At 58.8% G+C, this 20352-nt stretch carries 22 protein-coding genes; 10 read left to right on the top strand and 12 right to left on the bottom strand.

Annotated features, from left to right (window positions below):
• Positions 1-424 precede the first annotated feature (424 nt).
• A complete protein-coding gene (locus ACI2KB_RS07625; RefSeq protein WP_404633033.1) occupies positions 425-763 on the bottom strand; it encodes a ribonuclease E inhibitor RraB in 339 nt (112 codons plus the stop codon).
• Between the two features lie 249 nt (positions 764-1012).
• Entirely contained in the window at positions 1013-1249 is a 237-nt protein-coding gene (locus tag ACI2KB_RS07620; protein WP_404633031.1) for a hypothetical protein, read from the bottom strand.
• A 248-nt stretch (positions 1250-1497) separates the two neighbouring features.
• Here ACI2KB_RS07620 and ACI2KB_RS07615 point away from each other — a divergent pair, with 248 nt between their 5' ends.
• A complete protein-coding gene (locus tag ACI2KB_RS07615) occupies positions 1498-2793 on the top strand; it encodes an OprD family porin (RefSeq protein WP_404633029.1) in 1296 nt (431 codons plus the stop codon).
• 217 nt (positions 2794-3010) lie between these two features.
• Here ACI2KB_RS07615 and ACI2KB_RS07610 read toward each other — a convergent pair whose 3' ends face one another.
• The 4 genes from ACI2KB_RS07610 to ACI2KB_RS07595 form a co-directional block, all read right to left on the bottom strand.
• Entirely contained in the window at positions 3011-5083 is a 2073-nt protein-coding gene (locus tag ACI2KB_RS07610) for an LTA synthase family protein (RefSeq protein WP_404633027.1), read from the bottom strand.
• Positions 5084-5404: 321 nt separating this feature from the next.
• Positions 5405-5596, bottom strand: coding sequence for a PLD nuclease N-terminal domain-containing protein (locus tag ACI2KB_RS07605; protein ID WP_404633025.1), 192 nt, complete (start codon positions 5594-5596; stop codon positions 5405-5407).
• 210 nt (positions 5597-5806) lie between these two features.
• Positions 5807-6334 (bottom strand): hypothetical protein, encoded by a 528-nt coding sequence (locus ACI2KB_RS07600; RefSeq protein ID WP_404633023.1) that lies wholly within the window; start codon positions 6332-6334, stop codon positions 5807-5809.
• 81 nt (positions 6335-6415) lie between these two features.
• Positions 6416-6952 carry an ankyrin repeat domain-containing protein gene (locus tag ACI2KB_RS07595; protein ID WP_404633021.1) on the bottom strand — a complete coding sequence of 179 codons (537 nt, stop codon included), beginning with the start codon at positions 6950-6952 and terminating at the stop codon, positions 6416-6418.
• Positions 6953-7405: 453 nt separating this feature from the next.
• Between ACI2KB_RS07595 and ACI2KB_RS07590 the strand changes: the two genes are divergently transcribed.
• Positions 7406-7684 (top strand): DUF3509 domain-containing protein, encoded by a 279-nt coding sequence (locus ACI2KB_RS07590; protein WP_404633019.1) that lies wholly within the window; start codon positions 7406-7408, stop codon positions 7682-7684.
• Positions 7685-7808: 124 nt separating this feature from the next.
• Here the strand turns inward: ACI2KB_RS07590 and ACI2KB_RS07585 are convergent, their stop codons facing one another.
• From ACI2KB_RS07585 to aroC, 4 genes are all read right to left on the bottom strand, one after another.
• Positions 7809-8525, bottom strand: a complete 717-nt coding sequence (locus tag ACI2KB_RS07585; RefSeq protein WP_404633017.1) for a LuxR C-terminal-related transcriptional regulator — start codon at positions 8523-8525, stop codon at positions 7809-7811.
• Positions 8526-8878: 353 nt separating this feature from the next.
• Positions 8879-9409 (bottom strand): acireductone dioxygenase, encoded by a 531-nt coding sequence (locus tag ACI2KB_RS07580; RefSeq protein WP_404633015.1) that lies wholly within the window; start codon positions 9407-9409, stop codon positions 8879-8881.
• Between the two features lie 103 nt (positions 9410-9512).
• Positions 9513-10658 carry an MFS transporter gene (locus ACI2KB_RS07575; protein WP_404633013.1) on the bottom strand — a complete coding sequence of 382 codons (1146 nt, stop codon included), beginning with the start codon at positions 10656-10658 and terminating at the stop codon, positions 9513-9515.
• Positions 10659-10695: 37 nt separating this feature from the next.
• On the bottom strand, positions 10696-11787 hold the full coding sequence (aroC, locus tag ACI2KB_RS07570; protein WP_404633011.1) for a chorismate synthase: 1092 nt from the start codon (positions 11785-11787) through the stop codon (positions 10696-10698).
• A 129-nt stretch (positions 11788-11916) separates the two neighbouring features.
• On the opposite strand from aroC, the gene ACI2KB_RS07565 reads away from it, so the two are divergent.
• Positions 11917-12912: an alpha/beta hydrolase gene (locus ACI2KB_RS07565; protein ID WP_404633009.1), complete on the top strand. Its 996-nt coding sequence runs from the start codon at positions 11917-11919 to the stop codon at positions 12910-12912.
• 277 nt (positions 12913-13189) lie between these two features.
• Positions 13190-13990, top strand: coding sequence for a hypothetical protein (locus tag ACI2KB_RS07560; RefSeq protein ID WP_404633007.1), 801 nt, complete (start codon positions 13190-13192; stop codon positions 13988-13990).
• Between the two features lie 169 nt (positions 13991-14159).
• Here the strand turns inward: ACI2KB_RS07560 and prmB are convergent, their stop codons facing one another.
• On the bottom strand, positions 14160-15068 hold the full coding sequence (gene prmB, locus ACI2KB_RS07555; RefSeq protein ID WP_404633005.1) for a 50S ribosomal protein L3 N(5)-glutamine methyltransferase: 909 nt from the start codon (positions 15066-15068) through the stop codon (positions 14160-14162).
• Positions 15069-15325: 257 nt separating this feature from the next.
• Between prmB and ACI2KB_RS07550 the strand changes: the two genes are divergently transcribed.
• The 3 genes from ACI2KB_RS07550 to ACI2KB_RS07540 all read left to right on the top strand — a co-directional run bounded on the left by ACI2KB_RS07550 (position 15326) and on the right by ACI2KB_RS07540 (position 17160).
• Entirely contained in the window at positions 15326-15949 is a 624-nt protein-coding gene (locus ACI2KB_RS07550) for a cysteine hydrolase family protein (protein ID WP_404633003.1), read from the top strand.
• Positions 15950-16184: 235 nt separating this feature from the next.
• Positions 16185-16505 (top strand): hypothetical protein, encoded by a 321-nt coding sequence (locus ACI2KB_RS07545; RefSeq protein WP_404633001.1) that lies wholly within the window; start codon positions 16185-16187, stop codon positions 16503-16505.
• 94 nt (positions 16506-16599) lie between these two features.
• Complete coding sequence (locus ACI2KB_RS07540; RefSeq protein WP_404632999.1) at positions 16600-17160, top strand: Smr/MutS family protein; 561 nt, start codon at positions 16600-16602, stop codon at positions 17158-17160.
• 296 nt (positions 17161-17456) lie between these two features.
• Here ACI2KB_RS07540 and ACI2KB_RS07535 read toward each other — a convergent pair whose 3' ends face one another.
• Complete coding sequence (locus tag ACI2KB_RS07535; RefSeq protein WP_404632997.1) at positions 17457-17645, bottom strand: hypothetical protein; 189 nt, start codon at positions 17643-17645, stop codon at positions 17457-17459.
• A gap of 627 nt (positions 17646-18272) precedes the next feature.
• Here ACI2KB_RS07535 and folE point away from each other — a divergent pair.
• From folE to ACI2KB_RS07520, 3 genes are all read left to right on the top strand, one after another.
• Complete coding sequence (folE, locus tag ACI2KB_RS07530) at positions 18273-18818, top strand: GTP cyclohydrolase I FolE (protein WP_166594933.1); 546 nt, start codon at positions 18273-18275, stop codon at positions 18816-18818.
• Between the two features lie 53 nt (positions 18819-18871).
• On the top strand, positions 18872-19243 hold the full coding sequence (locus ACI2KB_RS07525; RefSeq protein WP_404632995.1) for a glutathione S-transferase N-terminal domain-containing protein: 372 nt from the start codon (positions 18872-18874) through the stop codon (positions 19241-19243).
• A 97-nt stretch (positions 19244-19340) separates the two neighbouring features.
• Positions 19341-20237, top strand: a complete 897-nt coding sequence (locus ACI2KB_RS07520; protein ID WP_404632993.1) for an urea transporter — start codon at positions 19341-19343, stop codon at positions 20235-20237.
• Positions 20238-20352 lie beyond the last annotated feature (115 nt).

The following is a 20352-nucleotide window of genomic DNA, read 5'->3' as shown; positions in this document are numbered from 1 at the left end:
TGAGTTGAATAAAACAGCAGACGCCTTCGCACCATTCCTGTGCAAGAAGCGCCCTCACCCATTCCCCTACGCTTCATGGAGAAGCGTCCCGCCACCGAGAATTCTATTACCAGCATAGCCAGAGTTGATTTCCCGACTTGAGTTTGTTTACGGATAATCGCGCCATCAACGCAGACAACCTCGCTCCAGACTGCACGAGCGATGTTTTTGTGTTCCCGGATTGTTCAACGAAATTCCCTTTACGCCGCTCGTACCCGAGCGGCTTTTTTTTGCCCCGATTTGGCTGCCGGAAATGCTGGGAGTTCCCGGTTCTTTCTCGTCTTGGGCATCTGTAGCAGCACGGCTTGCCGACGGTGGCGATCTTCAGGACGCTGCCGTCGGCAAGCCGTGCTGCTAGAGAGCGTTTTGCGGGCACGCCAGTCGATCAATGAAACCGCCTGACCTCCTGTTTCACGCCCCAACCCTCGACCTCTCCATCCAGGCCGAAAATCGCGCTCTGCAAGTCCTGTTCGAAATCACCGATGCCATCATAAGTCGCGTACATCACTTTGCTCACTTGCAGGTGCCACGCACCGTCCTCACGGGCGTTGATCTGAGTATTGAGGGATTCGCCACGAAACTTTTCCGCAGCCTGACGCGCCCGCTCTTCATCCGGGAAGACGGCATAGAACTCGATGGGGTAGATGCGTGCGAAGTCGAAACCGCTTTCTTTCATGCGGCGCAGTACGTGACTGCTGATGTCTTCTTGATAGGTCGTGCTCATGAAACGTCCTCCTATACAACGATAGATAGAGTTTCAACGATCCCGAAACGCCTCATGTGGAAGCGCCAAGCGGCAGATCATCCGCCACCCGGGACTCAAGCATGTCGCTGACAAGGCCGATGCTGCTGTTACAAAAAGAACATCAGTACACGAGCTGGCTCGGGTAGATGCTCCACCGGCCTTGTTTGCAGATTACGCCCATTATCAACGCGTTGCCAATCGGCAACGCGTGGTTATTTCACAGGTTTTTCAGTGGGCCTCGACGATGGAAATGATCTGCACCGCATTCTGCTCCTTGAGTGTCCTGACGGTCGGATCCTGAGTTCGCCCTTCCAGATCGTTCAGGTCGAGTTCGTGAGTGACCGGGAACAGACGCGGGCGCAATCGCTGAGCCGCCTCTTCTTCACTGGGACGCTGCTCGGATTCAAGATCAAGGCTCTGCTGCACGCCGTCCTTATCGAGAAACGCAATAGTCCAGACTTTCATCGATGTCTCCTCAGTCGGAGCCGGAAACCGGCCTAATGATCTTGACCCTGCCCTGCCAGCGGCGTTCCACCGGTATGAGTCGCACACTGACGTGACTGCCCACATGGGAACAACATCGTAAAAACGTGTCTGGAACGAGGCTTGCGCACCCGAAACCTATACAAAGGTGGGATACCCCCTGCACGTCTGACTGCCGATACTGCGCGCCCTCGACGCCTCTCCCTGCGGCGCTCTCTCTGGAGTCCTACATGCTTACCCGCCCTACCCGGCAGCGCGCGCTGCTCGGCCTTGGAACACTGTCCCTGTGCGCAGGCCTGATGCCCGTCGCCCAAGCCGAAGGCTTTCTGGAAGACAGCAAAGCCAACCTCGAATCACGCACGATGTACTTCAACCGCGATTTTCGCGACGGCAGCAGTTCCAACCCTCAGGGCGCCTCGAAACGCGAAGAAGCGGCGCAGGGCTTCATCCTCAATTTCCAGTCGGGTTATACGCAAGGCCCGGTAGGGTTCGGCATCGACGCACTGGTGATGGCCGGTTTCCAACTGGATTCCAGCCCCGACCGCAGCGGCACTGGCCTACTGCCTTCCAGCGGCAGCGACCCACGCGGCTCGAAGGGCCAGTACGCCAAAGCGGGCGCAGCGGCCAAGGTCCGCGTCTCGAAAACCGTGTTCAAGTACGGCGCGATGATGCCTGACGTGCCTCTGCTGAAGTACAACGACGGACGCCTGCTGCCCACGATGTTCAACGGCGGCATGCTGACCTCCGAAGACCTGTCCGGCTTCAAACTGATGGCTTCGCGGCTCGATCACTACACCGCCCGTGATTCCACCGACTCGCAGGACATCCGCCTGAACAGCAAGAACAAGCGCTATACCAGCGACATCACCGGCAACCATTTCGACATGTACGGCGTCGACTACACGATCGCGCCGGGCCTCGTCGGCCAGTACCACTACGCGGCGCTGGAAAACGTCTATCACCAGCACTACCTCGGCTTACTCGCCACTCAGAAAATCGGACCGGGCACCGGGTCTGCCGATGTGCACTTCATCAAGAGCCACGACGACGGCTCGGCGCGCGCGGGCGAAATCGACAACCAGGCATTCAGCGCCCTGCTCGCCTACGCACTGTCAGGGCACAAAGTGACCATTGGCTGGCAGACCATGATCGGCGACACCTCGATGCCGTATCTGGACGGCACCAACCCGAACCTCGTGAACTACATCCAGGTCAACGACTTTGCCGCAGCGCAGGAACGGTCGTGGCAGTTGCGTTATGACTACGACTTCAAGGCCATCGGCCTCAGTGGCCTGAGCGTCATGACCCGTTACGTCAACGGCGATAACATCAAGGTGGCGGGCAGCGACGGCGAAGGCAAGGAATGGGAGCGCGACAGCGAGGTCAAGTACGTGGTGCAGAGCGGGACCTTCAAGGACCTGAGCGTTCGCCTGCGCAACGCGACCTTCCGTAGCAACTACGAGAAGTTTGCCCGGGATGTGGACGAGACGCGGTTGATTCTGAGCTACAACTTTTCGGTGCTCTGACACGCTCAAATATTGAGGCTGGAACACAATCCCTGTGGGAGCCGGCTTGCCGGCGAGTACGTCGGATCAGCAAAATCTTCATTGACTGACACGCCGCCTTCGCCAGCAAGCCGGCTCCCACAGCAGACCGAAGTGCTGCAGCCGCCATTCACAGATCGAACGGCAACGACCACCAACAAAAACGCCCCGATATCGGGGCGTTTTTGTTGAGGCGGGTTTATTGCGGCTTGGCGTCCTTCACCCCTGCCGTGTTGTCCAGCAGGCTCTTGGTCGCAGTCTGCAGGAAGCTGTCGAGCTTTTTGCGCAGCTCGGCCACATCCGGAGCGTTTGGCTCCAGCTCGGCGTGAGGCTTGGTGCCCAGTTCGTAGTGGTAGATTTTCGGCTCCATTTCCTTCGGTTCGATCAGGATGCGGTTGCCGGTCACGATGGCCACCGTCTGCTCGCTGCCCGACGGCTTGATCACGCCGAAGCCCAGATCGCCCGCAGGCAGGTTCAGCAAGTCACGGCCCCAGCATTGGTGCACGGTGTCGCCACCCAGGCGGCCCATGATGGTCGGCACGATGTCGATCTGAGTACCGACGATGCTGCTGCGCTTGCCGAACTTGTCTTGCAGGCCAGGCGCGATCATCAACATCGGCACGTTGAAGCGACCCAGGTCCATTTCGGTGATCTGCTCGTTGTTGCCAAAGCCGTGGTCGCCGACGATGACGAACAGGGTGTCCTTGTAATAAGGCTCTTTCTTGGCCTTCTCGAAGAACTGGCCCAGCGCCCAGTCGGAGTAACGCATGGCCGTCAGGTGCTCATCCAGCGTGCCATGCCCGGTCACGCGCTCAACCGGCAGGTCGGCAGGCAGCGCGTAAGGCGTGTGGTTGGAGAGGGTTTGCAGCAGCGCATAGAACGGCTTGCCCTTGGCTTCGCGGTCTTTCAGTTCCTGAGCGCCACGGTCGAACATGTCCTGGTCGGATACGCCCCACGTCGGGTCGGAAAACACCGGATTGACGAAGTCGTTACGGCCGATGAAGTTGGTCATGCCCTGGTTGCTGAAGAACCCGGACTGGTTGTCCCAGGCGAAGTCGCCGTTGTAGACGTACACGTCGTCATACTTGCGCGCGCTCAGCAGTTGCGGCAGGCCGGACAGCTTGTGGCTGCCTTCCGGGGTTTGCATCAGGTATTCGAAACCCGGCAGGTTCGGGAAGCACGCCATGGTGGCGAACATGCCCTGGTGCGTGTGGGTGCCGTTGGAGAAGAAGTGGTCGAACAGCAGGCCTTCTTCAGACAGTTTGTCGAAGTACGGCGTGATGTTGGATTCATCGCCCAACGCGCCCACCGAGTGACCGGCGAAGCTTTCCATCAGGATGACGACGACGTTCTTGATCGGCAGCGTGTTGCTGGCAGGCGGGGTGAACTCGCGACGGATGGCCGCCTTGTCCGGATCGACCAGCTTGTCATTGGCGGTCAGCAGCATGTCGCGCACGGTTTGCTGCGCCTCTGGCTGCGGCAGTGTGGCCTTCCAGATGTTATCGCGGTCTTCGGACATGCGGCTCTTGGCAGCAGCGAGCAGGGTCAGCGTGCCGTTCAGGCCCAGGGTGTTGGCGAAATTGGATTCGGTGGTGTAGGCATCCCCCCAGCGCAGTGGCGGGCCTTGACGCAACGTACCGCGCGCGGCGACTACAGCGATCAACAGGCAGACCACAAATACGCCGACGCGGGTGTACCACGGGGCAACAGCACGGTTGCTGGAGCTGCCGATGTTGAAACCACCCCGTGGACGGGTCGCACGGTCAATGCCTTTGAAGACCAGACTCAACAGCCAGGTCAGCAACGCCCACGCCAACAGGTAGCGCACTACCGGGTAGCCGTACCAAATCATGCTCAGTACGGTTTTCGGGTCTTCCTTCACGTACTGGAACACCAGCCCGTTCAGGCGCTGATGGAACTCGCGGTAGAAGTCCATTTCCATCAGGCCGAAGAACGTGGTCAGGCTCGCGACCAGCGTCAACCAGAAACGGAAGAAGCCGCGTGCCGCCATCAGCCGGGCACTGAACAGCGCCAGCAACAGCGGAATCAGGATGTAGACCACCAGACGCAGGTCGAAACGCAGACCGTTGCCAAATGCCTCGATGAATGTCGAGGCAGGCGTGGCGCCGATGCCTTCACGGTTGTAAACCAGCAGCGCCACGCGCAGCAGGGTGTACAGCACCATCAACGCCAGGCCACTCAATAATGTGTAAGCCAGGTGCGATTTGACGGTAGGTTGCGGCGCGCGCGCCGGGGCGTCCGGTTTGGCCATGAGTCTTGGGATCCGTTGGATTCAGGTTTATGTGTGTTAAAGCCGGTGCAGTCCGTGGCATTGAAATGCAGCACACGACTGCGGGGGGGCAAATAGTACGTGATCGCCCGGTGTTTACCACCAATGCGCTGCATTCTTCATGGGCACGCACGGGATAAATTCAGGATTCGTTCAGCCAGCGAACGGCAAGCGGCGGGAATTTTCTCGAAAAAGCAGTGAAAATTCCGTTGTTTGAGTAGAGCTCTAATATTTTCTTACAAAGAACGCCTGACCCACCGAAGCGAATCAGGCGTTGATGTTCCAGCCGTTTCCGGTGCGACGCTAGACCCGCACATCTCCCCGCGGACCGGCAATCGCCCAGATGATCAGGCCAAGCACGGGCAACAGTGCGATCAGCAAGACCCAGAGGATCTTCATGCCGGTTTCTGCACCGCTCTTCAACACATTGAGGATGGCCCAGATGTCGAGGGCCAGAATGATCAATCCAACCAGACCATTGAAGGTGGAACCCATGGTGACGCTCCTTATTGAAAGCTTGCCCAGTTAGGAGTGGTGCCGTTGAATGAGGGTTCCGTGAGGCGGGCGGGATATTTGCGGGAGGTGAATATCGCCCCTGATATTCAATACCGCACAAAACGGTAGCAGCATGGCTTGCCTGCGGTGGCGTCCGTAAAACCGCCGCCGCCGGCAAGCCGGGCTGCTACAGAACGATGTACTCAGCCGTTACACCTCTTGGGCTTTGAGCGCCTCCAGGGCAGGCTCGATCAGAATACCCAGTTCAACGCCCAACTCCATGACCCGCGACTGGTCGTTGCCGTACACCAGCACCGTCTGCAATTCGTCATCCAGCGGTTCGCTCAGGTTCATCAGCACGTACCCGCCCATCTCCTTGTTCATGCTGCTCAACTGGATCTGAATGCGGTTCAGCGCGGTCAGCGGCTCGGTTTTGGCCAACTGTTTGGGCTTGATATTGAAGGCCACCTGAGGGCCAAACGACGCCGTGATCTCGGTGAACAGGTCCATGTAGTTGTCGGCCTGGAACATCACGGTTTCCGGCAGGCTGCCCACCACTACCCACTCCCCCAGCGGAATCGGGAAGGTGTCGTCGTAATTGACATCGGGGTTGGCGGCCAGGAAAGCGTCAGGATCGGCGTAAGCCTGCTCGGCTTCGTCGGCAATCTTTTCGATTTCCTCGTCGCTCATGCAGCCGGAGCTGATCTTGCTGATGAATTCGAGGAGAGAAGCTTTCATGGCATGGGTACTCGGGCGCGAAAAAACAGGCGCGAAGGATAGCGGGAAATCCTTCGCAGCTCTATTCCTGAGGTCGGCGCATCAAACGCTTAAGCGGGCCAATTGCTCAGCCGTTTCGGTGGCGCCCATGGTTTGTGCGGCCATCAACGGGCTCACACCCTTGGCATCCTTTACATTGGGATTGGCGCCTTGGGCGATCAGGTAGTCGACAATCGCCGTCCGGTTGAACATGGCCGCCATCATCAAGGCCGTTCGGCCATCGGCCGAAGCCCCTTCAACGTCTGCTCCGCCTTCGACCAGAATCCGTACCACGTCCAGATCGCCTTTGAAGGCTGCCCCGGCGATCGGGCTTTGACCATTGGCATTGCGAATTTCCGGATCTGCCTTGTGCTTGAGCAGCACTTTCACAGCGTCCTGGTGGCCGTGATAGGCAGCCAGCATCAACAGCGTGTCGCCTTTGTGGTTACGCAGATTGGGGGTCAAGCCGCTTTCAAGCAAGCGGTCCAGCATATTCGCATCACCGGCACGGGCGCGGTCAAACACCTGTTCGGCAAATTCCAGCGCTTCTTCGTCCGACATGCGTGTGGGGCTATCCGGTTTGTTGGGGGTGTCAGACATTTCATCTCTCCTGAGGCGCACCCGGCAGGGTGCGCTTAGCCAATACTGCATTGTGCTGCACACACCCTCTGATCTGCGCAGCGACGATAAAGTTTGCGCACAATCTCACCTTTCTCACCCGCCAAGCCAGCAAAGGATTTCGATGAAGGTGATAGCCACACCGCCTATCGACATCGTGAACAAATCGCTGAAACAACGTGAAATGAACGCCGGGTATCGCTGTCTCAGATATCAGCAACCCCTTCCACTCCCCCTCCATCTCCCCCCACGAACTCTCCCGGCTCCTGCAAAATGCAGGACGCCGATTAGCCTTTCATGCAAATTGCACGAACGTAAAAAAGTAAATTCCACATAAGCAATTGATTTATAACAAATTTATTTTTAACCCATACTGGCACAGTCACTGCACTAGTCCTACCAAGCCTGTTAACACGAGCAATGGAGCCGCTAGACATGACTTTCATCCAAGAGAAATTCGCTTCCGTATTTTCCGATTACCAAGTCACCACTCAGGCTCGTCCGGATGGCGGCGTGCTGTTGACTCTGCGCAACAGTGAGGGCAAGCACATGCGCCGCTCGATTTCATACGCGCAGCTTCATACGCCTGTGCAGATGGAATGGGTGATCAGCGCCATTCGTCGTGATCTGGCGGCTCAGGCCAGCGAACTGCCTGCCATTTCGATGCTGCAAAGTCAGCACCGCTTTGACTTGCCAACTTATCACACGCGATAAGCGCTATTCGTTGCAGCACCTGAAGCATCCCTTTATGAAGACCGCGATAGCTGACCTGCCATCGCGGTTTTTTTGCGCATTCCATCAGCCGACGGGTGTCGCGCTGACCTTATCTGCCTATCCGTTATCGGATGATGCCACGGCACAGCGCTTCACCTACCGCCTGCGCGCGATTGGTGACGCCCAGCTTGGCATAGATGCTTTTGAAATGATGTTTGACCGTTGCCTCCGAAACTTCCTTGATCAGCGCAATTTCCCACGCCGTTTTACCCTCTCGCGCCCATTTGAGAATTTCCATCTCCTTGGCGGTCAATGCTCGAGTCTGGAACTCACGCCCTTTCCCGGCCACATGCAGCATGGGCACCAGGCTGGTCACCAGATAGCGATCGTTGTGCGTCAGCGGACGCTGCAACCCATTGAGCGAACACACCGTCACCACCCCGCGATTCGCCCGGTTTTCGCTGCTGTAACCATAAGACAGTGCAGGTAGCAGCCCGCAGTCCTGAACGGCGGCCAAATAGGCCGACGACGGAGGATAGTCGTGAAACGCATCCTCCCAGTCCAGAAATCCCATCTTGTGGCGATAACAGCGAATCACCGGGTCCTCGATCATCAACCGTCCCTGGGCGTACAACTCCTTCCAGTAATTGTCGACGTTGGACGTGATGCAACTGAGCAATGACCCTTCCCGGTACTGATACAACATGGCCCGCTCGCAGCGACATTCCTGTCTGAGCCAGTCCAGCGCATTCTCGATCGCGGCGTTGCCGTCCTGGTCCGTGATGCTGCTCACCATCTGTTCGATCAACGGGCTCAGCGTCCCTGTCTGTACGTTTTTCATCTTCCCCTCCATTTAAAAAACGTCATGTGCCGTCCCTGAGTGCTCTTTAGAGTTGTTGATAAATTTCGGCATCCAAAAAACACGAAGTCCTGCACAAAAACGCAGGAACGAGCGTGCGTTTAGAAGCCGTCAGGGTCCGACAGCGCAAGGGTTACACAGTCCGAGGGGGTTAAACACAACGGCGAAAACAAACAGTCATGCCTGACTTACAAACAGGCCACTTCCCACAAAACAACCAAAACGTGCTTACATTTTTGCCTTTTTTGAAACAAAAACGGCCAATGCAAAAGGCATTGGCCGTTCGGAAATTCTTGCGACTGAAAGCGTCTGCTCGCTGTCGCAACAATGAGCAGTCAGTCGTCGAGTCCGGGAAACTCATCGGCGATAGCATCCCCTGTCGGGACACCCTGGCGCCCTGCTCCATCTCTGAACAGACGAATGGCGATCAGACGCGGATGGTCACCTAGGTCAAACCATTGGCGCGTTCCGGCCGGAATGGCGATCAGGTCATTTTTCTCGCACAACACGGCGTACACGAAGTCACCAACGCGCAGCGACAACAGCCCCCGCCCGGCGACGAAGAAGCGCAGTTCGTCGGTGTGATGATGATGCTCGCGACGTGGTTCACCACTCGGGACAGGCCCGTCGACACTGATCACCTCGACCGCGTCAAGGCCATGCTCGGTCATCAATTGATCGATCTGCACACGACATGCGTCCAGCACCTCCTCCTCACTGGCGCCCGCCTTGAGCGCTAATGTCGATGGCAGGCGGCTAAAGGCAATTCCCTGCTCGGCGAGCGTCGAGGCGATGTCTTCCTGGTGAGTCAGGACCTTGTTGGGCAACTCGGGAGAAGACACGTGATAGACAGAGAGAATGCTCATTGCGGGGTTCCTCGGTTCAGTCGACGTCGGCCGGAGTGTGCTGGGCCGGACGCGGGGTCAGACAGGCTAATCAATGAAAGACTCGGTGGGCATAACGCACTCATCATCGCTCCTTTTGCATCCGTGCGACGGCCAACAACGCGGCGATCAACGCGGCCAGGCTGGCGATGGCAAAGGTCCAGCCCGCACCCAGCGCGTTCCACGCGTAACCGGAATACAACGCGCCCATGGCACCTCCCGTGCCGGACAAGGCGGCGTACAACGCCTGGCCCTGCCCTTGTTGGCGAGGGCCAAAACTGCGTTGCAGGAAATGAATGGCTGCTGCGTGAAAACTGCCGAAGGTGGCCGCGTGCAGTAATTGGACGAACATCAGTACCGCCAGATGGTCCGCGAAACGGCCCAGCAGTAACCAACGCAATGCCGCAAGCGAGAAACTGGCGATCAGCACATGGCGCACGCTGAAGCGTTGCAGAATGCGGCTCATGCCCAGAAACATCAGCACTTCGGCAACGACGCCCACGGCCCAGAGCAAGCCGATGATGCCGCGACTGTAGCCCAGATGCTCCAGATGCAGCGTGAGAAAAGTGTAATACGGGCCATGGCTCAACTGCATCAAGGCCACGCAGATATAGAAGGCCAGCACACCGGGGCTGAATAACTGCTTGAGGAACCCTTCGCCTGCCGCACGCTGGCTGCTTGCCACGGGTTGCGCGTTGGGCACCCACCAACTGCTGGCAACGATCCCGCCCATGATCAACAACAACGCCTGCGGGTAAAGATCCAGACTGATCCACTCAAACAGACGCCCCAGGCCCACGACCGTCAGAATGAAACCAATCGATCCCCATAGCCGAATCTGGCTGTAGCGCGCAGTCTGCCCTTGCAGATGCGCCAGGGTGATCACTTCGAACTGCGGCAACACGGCGTGCCAGAAAAAGGCATGCAGCGCCATGACCATTGCCAGCCAGGCGTAGGACTTGTCGACGAGGATCAGGGAAAAACAGCCCAGCGTGCAGATCGCGCCAAGGCGCACGATGGCCAGTCGCCGCCCGGTGTAGTCCCCCAGCCAGCCCCAAATGTTTGGCGCCACGCAGCGCATCAGCATCGGGATGGCCACCAGTTCACCAATGCGCGCACTGGGGAAGCCCAGATGATCGAAATACAACGCCAGAAACGGCGCGGTCGACCCAAGCAAGGCGAAATAGAAGAGATAGAAACTGGACAGCCGCCAGTAAGGAAGCGCCGCCACGGTCAAAGACCTGTGGCGGCCGCGCCGGGGTCCGGCATTACAGCTGACCCAGAACCGGAGTGCTAACGCGCACGTCGTGGTTTTGTCCGCGATGACGCAGCAGGTGATCGAGCAAGACGATGGCCATCATCGCCTCGGCGATCGGCGTGGCACGAATGCCGACGCAGGGGTCGTGACGGCCTTTGGTGATCATCTCCAGTGCATTGCCGTTGACGTCGATCGAACGGCCCGGAACGGTGATGCTGGACGTCGGTTTCAGCGCCAGGTGCGCAACGATCGGCTGGCCCGATGAAATGCCACCCAGAATGCCGCCCGCGTTATTGGACAGGAAACCTTCCGGGGTCAACTCGTCACGGTGCTCGGTGCCGCGCTGGGCAATGCTGTCGAAACCGGCGCCGATTTCGATGCCTTTCACCGCGTTGATGCTCATCAGGGCGTGAGCCAGTTCGGCGTCCAGACGGTCAAAAATCGGCTCACCCAGCCCCGGCATAACGCCTTCGGCGACGACGGTGATTTTCGCACCGACCGAATCCTGATCACGGCGCAACTGGTCCATGTAGGCTTCCAGCTCGGGCACTTTGTCGGGGTCCGGACTGAAAAAGGCGTTCTGCTCCACCGACTCCCAGGTCTTGAACGGAATTTCGATAGGACCCAGCTGGCTCATGTAACCGCGTACGGTGATGCCCTGAGTCAGCAGGTATTTCTTGGCGATGGCCCCCGCCGCCACGCGCATCGCGGTTTCCCGCGCCGAACTGCGGCCACCGCCACGGTAGTCGCGCACACCGTATTTGTGGTGATAGGTGTAGTCGGCATGGGCCGGGCGGAACAGGTCCTTGATCTGCGAGTAATCCTTGGACTTCTGGTCAGTGTTGCGAATCAGCAGGCCAATGGAGGTGCCCGTGGTCTTGCCCTCGAACACGCCGGACAGGATCTCCACCTCATCGGCTTCCTGGCGCTGAGTGGTGTGGCGGCTAGTGCCAGGCTTGCGGCGATCCAGATCACGCTGCAGGTCTTCCAGCGACAACTCGACACCTGGCGGGCAGCCGTCAACGATGGCGACCAGCGCCGGACCATGGCTTTCGCCAGCGGTGGTGACCGAGAACAGCTTGCCGAAGGTATTGCCGGACATGCGGGAGGCTCCGAAAAAACGACCAAAAACACGAGGGCGCCAGTATACGCAGGCTGAACGCGCAGTTCACCCTCGAACCTTACGCAATTAGTCGCGTCCAATTGACACTTTCTTGACGATGGCCTTGCGATGCTACCCGGTATGTCCCTGATTCGCGGCTTGCTGCCGCTGCGAGTAATCGCTTTGACCCTCACCCTTTTATCGTCCATTGCCCACGCGGGCACGCCGGTCGTCTTGCAACGTCCCATCTCGCTGGAGACGGACACGGGCGAGCTGTTTGGCACGTTGTTGCTGCCCAAGTCCACCACACCCGTGCCGGTGGTGCTGATCATCGCAGGTTCCGGCCCGACCGATCGTGACGGCAACAACACCGATGGCGGGCGCAACGACAGCATGAAACGCCTGGCGCTGATCCTGGCCCGGCACAACATCGCCAGCGTGCGTTACGACAAGCGCGGGGTGGCCGCCAGCCGTCCTGCCACACCTGACGAACGCGACCTTAGCATCGAGAAATACGTCGACGACGCTGTGGCCTGGGCCGAGAAGCTGAAAACCGATCCACGTCTGGGACAATTGATCCTCATGGGCCACAGCGAAGGCGCACTGGTTGCGACGTTGGCCGCTGAACGTGCCGGGGCCACTGCATTGATCTCCGTCGCAGGCACTGGACGCCCGGTGGATCAGGTGGTGCGCGAGCAACTGCAATACCGGCTGCCGCCGCCCCTGCTGGCGCGCAGCGAGGAATTGATCGAGGAAATCAAGGCCGGCAAGACCGATGACAACGTTCCTGAACCTTTGCAGGTGGTGTTTCGCCCCAGCGTACAGCCGTACCTGATTTCGCTGTTCCGGCAGAACCCTGCGCAAGCGTTCAGCCAATTGAAGATCCCGACCCTGATCATTCAGGGCCGCAACGACATGCAAGTTGGTGTGGGCGATGCCGAGTTGCTGCACAAGGCCAAACCGGACTCGCAACTGGCGATCATCGACGGCATGAATCACGTGCTGCGTATCGTGCCGATGGACATGAAACGTCAACTCGCCTCCTATAAAGACCCACAACTGCCGCTGGCCAGTGAGCTGTCCGATCGGATTCTGAAGTTCATCGGGTCAGTGCCTGCTGCCTGACGGCATCGCCCAAAAAATTGCGACCTAAATAGATATTTCAGGCAGGACTCGGTTCTCCTGTGGGAGCGAATTCATTCGCGAGAGGGTGGTGCATCAGACGAGTATCTGGACGATGTACCACCGCATCGTCGGATCGCCGACCGGAATGATTTCTCTCCCACAGGGGACGGTACCCTTCCCGACCTGAAGAGGTTTCCCTTCAGCTTCACCAAAAACGGCCGATATCGGGATGCTGGCATCGTGTTTGCCGGGCCATGTCGACAACAGGATCGCCGTAATGACAGAAGCTACCATGCAGGCCGAAGTGGCCGCCCCGACGGAAGGAAAAGAAGGTGACGTCGCCACTCCGGTGCTCTGGGAGGACGTTCAGGCCGAGCATTTTACGATGCTGCGTCTGGCGCCCCTGCCCACCGACCGCGCCACTGGCGGGCGCCCTCTGCGCTTTGTCGAATTCGGTCGCGCCGAACGCCATAACCGGGAGTTCAGCCTGCTGCGTATGAGTTATCACCTGCCCAGCCAGAAAACCCGAAAGGAACAGAACCATCTGGACATCTGGGTCGACCACGCCAGCCGCGCCGTGCGCGTTGGCCCGGAATCCGGCTTGCAGATCGAACCGTGGAACCGGGGTCTGGGACGTTTCATGCTGGCCCAGGGGATTCACTGGGCGCAAAAACGCTGGTCCGAGTACCGCATCGAAGGCACCGCATTGGCGAACAAGGATGCGCTGAACGAAGACACCCGCCTGCGCCGCGACCACTTCCTCAAAACCCAGGGTTTCGAGGTGGTCTATGCCGATGCGCAACACCTCAAAGGCAGCGTCAAGGACGCCAAGGTCGGCAATCTGAACAACACGTGGAACACCGACAAGGTGCAGATCGTCGAAATCCTCGACGCCGCGCAGATGTTGCAGCAGGCGGAACAGAAGATTCTCGAACAGGAAGTGGCGATCAAAAAGGCCGAAGACAAGGTCAACAAGTACCGCCGCGATGACAGCGGACTGCGCTTTACCATTGCCTGCCTGGTGACCTTTGCGGTGTTTCAGGCGGGGCTGTTGATCTGGATTGCGACGCATCGCTAATGTCCGTTCGCCGCACACCTTGTGGGAGATTCTACTTTGCCCGGTCAAACGCCTTCGTCGGAACCGCACTAGGGCGGCTCCCACAGGGGTCGCGCCGAACCGAATCTCGTTATCGGCGCTGAATATGTGGAGCCGGCTTGCTGGCCTCCAAAAAGGTAAGTGATGTGCCTTATACGCGAGAAACAAACATCGCCTGATGCGCCCGGCACTGCTCGGCCGTCAGCATGAATACCCCATGTCCGCCGCGCTGGAATTCAAGCCAGGCGAAATCCACTTCCGGGTACAACGCCTCAACGTGGATCTGGCTGTTGCCCACCTCAACGATCAACAAGCCCTTGTCGGTCAGGTGATCCGCTGCCTGCGCAAGCATCCGGCGAACCAGATTCAAACCATCGTCGCCGCAGGCCAGCGCCAGTTCAGGCTCGTGCTGGTACTCGTCGGGCATGTCGGCGAAATCTTCGGCGTCGACATACGGCGGGTTGGACACGATCAGGTCGAAACGCTGCCCCGGCAGGCCGTCGAAACCATCGCCCTGAACGGTGTACACGCGCTCCTCCAGGCCATGGCGCTCGATGTTCTGATTGGCCACTTCCAGCGCCTCGAACGACAGATCGGCCAGTGCCACCTCTGCCTCGGGAAACACGTCAGCGCACGCAATGCCGATGCAGCCGGAGCCGGTACACAGGTCGAGGATGCGCGCAGGCTCGTTGCCCAGCCACGGCTCGAAGCGGTTTTCGATCAACTCGCCAATCGGTGAACGCGGAATCAACACGCGCTCGTCGACGATGAACGACATGCCGCAGAACCACGCCTCGCCCAGCAGATAGGCGGTTGGCACACGCTCGTCAATGCGGCGTTTGATCAGGCGTTGCAGGTTGACCAGTTCGTCGTCTTCCAGATTGCAATCCAGGTAGCTGTCGGAAATTTCCCAAGGCAGATGCAACGCACCCAGCACCAGTTGGCGGGCCTCGTCCCAGGCATTGTCGGTGCCGTGACCGTAAAACAGGTCTTCCCCGTGAAAGCGACTGACGGCCCAACGGATATGATCGCGCAGGGTGCGCAGGCGGGAAGTGATCACAGCAGACTCCTTGAAAAAACGACGGGCGATTCTATCAGCCCTCCTCGCAACAAACGATGCCTGAGTCCGAGGCAAATCGCGCCGGGTGAAACTTTCCACAGCCTTTTGCCCGTTTTGCAGGCAATATGACGGCAAAACCGCGACCTGCTCGACGGCTTGACGCCCGGCGAAAAAAGCGATGCCTGTGAGCATTGAGATTCACAGAATCGCTCTGCCAGTGGACAATGTGGCAAAAGCCCCACTCGAAGGAGCCCCAGATGTCTGTTTCAAACACCGGTCCAAAGACCATGTTTCAACTCAGTGGCCGTGAATACGCAGCCGCCACCTTGAGCAATGCCACGCTGATCATCATCGACGCCCAGAAGGAATACCTCAGCGGCCCACTGGCCCTGACCGGGGTTCAGGACGCAATCGACAACATCGTCAAACTGGTCGACGCGGCCCGCGTGGCCAAGTCGCCGATCATTCACGTGCGTCACCTCGGTACTGTCGGCGGCATGTTCGACCCTCAGGGCGAGCGCGGAAAATTCGTTCCGGAACTGCTCCCTCAAGGCGACGAATACGTCATCGAAAAACGCCTGCCGAATGCACTGAACGGCACCCTCGCCAGCGACGATCGCAAGACCCTGCACAAACTGCTCGAAGACCTGGGCCGTCTGGACCTGGTGGTCTGTGGTTTCATGAGCCATTCCAGCGTCAGCACCACCGTGCGCGCGACCAAGGATTACGGTTTCCGCTGCACCCTGGTCCAAGACGCCTGCGCAACCCGCGACCTGCCCACCCCGACCGGCGTGATCAAGGCCGAACTCGTGCAACAGGCCGAGATGGCAATCATGAACGACAACTTTGCCAAACTCGCGTTGACCAAAGACCTGATCTGACTGGCCTCTTCATCAGGAACTGGCCCCGTGAGCCGCAGCGCCCTGCCCCGCCTCGGATATCATTTTTCGGCAGTTCCTGAAGAAAAAGCGTACAACTACAGTCATCGGGTTATGTGATCCCTCTCACATAACCGCCCATCCGTTAAACGCCCGTGTTTGCCTTCGAGCGCTGGCCCGGCGGGAACCACCCCGACATACGCTGGTCAGAGCGCCGATACCCATAGAGGAAGTCGGAATGAAGATATCCGATGGTTTCGATGCCCGCCGCCTGCGTCCCAAGGGCCAGAGTAACTGGCGGATGCGCATTGGCGCTGCCATCTCGGCGATTTTCGCCACGGCCGGTGTGCTGCTGGCCATGGCAGGCGTTGCCAGCCTGATCGGCCACCCGCCCGCATTGGGCGATTTGAACGCCAGCCCCGCCGGGGCCGTCGTCACGGTCGTTATCGGTTTGTTTCTGTTGTACATCGGTGTCTGGCTGTGGCGCCGCAGCCGTCGGCACCGTCGTCGCGCCGGCGAACTGAGCATGTCCGCACACCTGATGAAAAAGCACGACTGACCCTTCCCCGCGTCTTGCATGGCCGCTCGATCGTTTTTAGTCGCGCCGATTCGGGCGTGACTTGGTTAAACTGGCGCCCTTCGCGGAGACCGACATGCAAGACGACGACTTTTCCCTGTTCAGAAACGAGATCCGTGGCGTCAAGCCGATCAAGACTGAACACGCCGATGTAGGCAAACCCAAAATCGACCGTAAGAACCTGGCCAGGCTGCGTCAGGCAGCGACTGTGCGGTCGGATGCCACAATCACCGTGGATGGCCTTTCCGATCAATTCGTGATCGACGTCGGCCCTGAAGACAATCTGTACTGGGCCCGCGATGGGGTGCAGGAAGGCCAGATGCGCAAGCTCAAGCTGGGTCAGATCAGCTTCGAAGGCAGCCTCGATTTACACGGCATGAGCGTAGAGCTGGCGCGGGAGACCATGTGGGAGTTTCTGGCCGAGGCGACGAAACTGGAAGTCCGCTGCGTGCGCATCACCCACGGGAAGGCGGTGCGTCTGGACGGCAAGCGGCCGATGATCAAAAGCCACGTCAACACCTGGCTGCGTCAGCATCAACAGGTTCTTGGCTTCACCTCGTGCATCGCCAAACATGGCGGCGCAGGGGCGGTATACGTGATGCTCAAGCGGACGATGATGGAGGGGCGAGACGAGTAGCTTGCAGACTTGCCCCCCTTGTGGACCCAACGTGGCCGCTCATACGCCATTTGCGGGAGACTCTGTGGTGGCTGGGCAACCTTTCGCCACCAAGGCGGCTCCCACAGAATCGGCGTCGATCACAAATCTGCGGCTCGACACGTACCATTGTGGGAGCCGGCTTTCTGGCGAAAGCGGTAGGTCAGTTACAGATGAGGTGACTGAGGCATCGCATTCGCCAGCAAGCCAGCCTCCACAAGTCCTGAGTCGCTCGCCCTATCAAAGGTAGCGCTCAGGACCGCGTAACGAATCCGGAATCAACGCGGACCCGGACCACCACCGCCTGGCCCACCGCCACCACCAGGGCCACCCCCTTCATAGTGACCGCCACCACCGCCGTGGCCGCCGCCATGACCACCCCAGCCCGGCCCCCAGAACGGCCAGCAACCGGACATGGCCGACATCACCGCGACCACCATCACGACCTTTGCAATACGACTCAACATTTCGCTCACTCTCTCGAAAACGGGTTTAACGACAGGCGCTCATCACCTGTACATACCCCTTGCAAATTCTGACAGCACAGGCCGCTGAAACCGCGTCTGCACTTGGTAGCCACCCGGTATCGGAATTGATACGTGCGCGATCGAAAACGAAAGGGCCGCGACGAGGATTCCCTCCAGTCGCGGCCCTTTTCCTTCAGCCGTCGAACCCGGTCCCGGGTCGACTCAGCCGTGCTCAGCGATGGTAGTAACCCGGTCCTGGGCCACCGTCGAAATACCGATGGTCATGCCATCCGCCGCCACGATGTCCCCATCCGGGACCAAAGAAACATCCCGAAACCGACGACGTCAGGGCGATCACCAGTGCGATTTTCGCGATTCGGCTCAACATAATTTCACTCTCTTCATCCGGGCATCTGTCACCCATTTACTCAGACACCGAATGGACACATTTCGACATATGGGTTCGGTAAAGGTTAGGTAAAGGTCACCTGACACAGGCCTGGGCGGCGACGTGCCGCAGGTTTGTCGGTCGTGTGCCTTACCGCTCGCTGCCCAGCTACGCTACTATGTGCGCCTTTGCAGGCCACAACCCCTGCGTTTTTTTGAACCCACACGGAACACAACCCTGTGACACTGGAACAGAATTACACGGCGATCCTTGGTCAACTTGGCGAAGACGTCTCCCGCGAGGGCCTGCTCGATACCCCCAAACGCGCGGCCAAAGCCATGCAGTACCTCTGCCGTGGCTACCAGCAGACGCTGGAAGAAGTCACCAACGGCGCGCTGTTCAGCTCCGACAACAGCGAGATGGTGCTGGTCAAGGACATCGAGCTGTACTCGCTGTGCGAACACCACCTGCTGCCGTTCATCGGCAAGGCCCATGTGGCCTACATCCCGAGCGGCAAGGTCCTGGGCCTGTCGAAAGTCGCGCGCATCGTCGACATGTTCGCCCGTCGTCTGCAGATTCAGGAAAACCTGAGCCGTCAGATCGCTGAAGCCGTGCAGCAAGTCACTGGCGCGCTGGGCGTGGCAGTGGTCATCGAAGCCAAGCACATGTGCATGATGATGCGCGGCGTCGAGAAGCAGAATTCCTCGATGATCACCTCGGTGATGCTGGGCGAATTCCGCGAAAACGCGGCCACCCGTACCGAGTTCCTCAGCCTGATCAAGTGATCCGGGCGTCCTGAAGCGCCGCAACCTTGCGTTGCGGCTGCGAGGTTTGAAACATGTTGATGAAGGCATTGCGGGTCGGCCTTGGCCAGTTGGTCATTCTGGTCGACTTTCTGACCCGTCCCAGCAAGAAAAAGCGCTCTCCGGAAGTCCAGGCTGCCGTCGAAGCGTCAGCCAAAGACCTGACCCTGTATCAGTTCAACGCCTGCCCGTTCTGCGTGAAAACTCGTCGTACCCTGCGTCGCCTGAACGTACCGGTCGCGCTGCGCGATGCCAAGAACAACGCGCTGGATCGCCAGACCCTGCTCAATGAAGGCGGCAAAATCAAAGTGCCGTGCTTGCGCATTGAAGAAGCGGGCAAGACCGTCTGGATGTACGAGTCCAAGGTCATCATCGATTACCTCGAAAAACGCTTTTCCGCCGTTTGACCCCCTCCTTGCAAGCAGCCTTGTCGATGACAGGGCTTGCTTGGCGATTGCCCTTTGGAGATCATGTATACAATAAAAACAAATATTGAATACATGAATGACTACTTCAGACACTGCCCCTACACATTACTGCCCCGACTGGGCGGAAGCGCTGCTCAATGGCTTCAGCCAAGTGTTACTGCAACGCAGCCCGCTGTGCGGGTTAATGTGCCTATTGGCCATTCTCATCAGCGCGCCCTCCTCCCTCGGCGGCGCCCTGCTTGGCGCAGTTGCGGGATTGCTGACCGCTCAGCGGCGCGGCTATGCCAAGGCTGATCGTCAATCCGGCCTCTACAGCTACAACGGTGTGCTGCTGGGCCTGCTGATCAGCTATCGCTTCGAATGGTCGCCTCTGCTGCCATTGCTGATCATGGCCTGCGGTGGCCTGAGCGCAATGCTGATGCACACGTGGCAGCAGCGAACACCGCGCGCTTCCTGTCTGAAGGCCTACACCGCGCCATTCGTGCTGTTCAGTTGGATTCTGCTGTTGTTCGCCGAACCGCTGCCAACCACCGGGTTGTTCGGTGCCAGCCTGATTCAGGCGCTGCCGCTGGGCTTGGGTCAGGTGTTTCTGCTGGATCACCCTTTGGCGGGCCTGTTGATTGGCGTCGGCTTGCTGATCTCCAACCGTACCGCTGCGTTGTGGGCGGCTGTAGGGTGTATCAGCGGGATCGCGTTCGCCCTTTGGCAGCAGGAAAGCAATCTGGCGCTACTGGGGCTGGCGAGTTACAACCCGGCGTTGGCAGCCTTGGCATTCAGCCATGTCCGCGATAAACCCTGGCTGCCGGGGATTGCCATCGTATTGGCGATTCTGTTGCAGCCGGGCTTTGCCGGATTGGGCCTGGCCACACTGACCGCTCCCTTCATTCTCGCGTGCTGGTTAATACAAGCGGGCAGTCGGCTGTTGCAGCAATCGGCCAGAGATTCGCGAACCTCTTCGTCGGGAAACTCATAAGCACAGACGTTTTTAATCTATTAACGAGCTGTGGGTTTTCGTTATAGTCGCGGCCATTAGCCATCGCTTTTTTCATAAGAATAATCACACGACACGACAAAGGAATTCGCAGTGA

The sequence above is a fragment of the Pseudomonas sp. NPDC088444 genome (genome assembly GCF_044900175.1).
Taxonomy (GTDB): Bacteria; Pseudomonadota; Gammaproteobacteria; order Pseudomonadales; family Pseudomonadaceae; genus Aquipseudomonas.
This window is presented reverse-complemented; position numbering and strand designations above follow the sequence as displayed.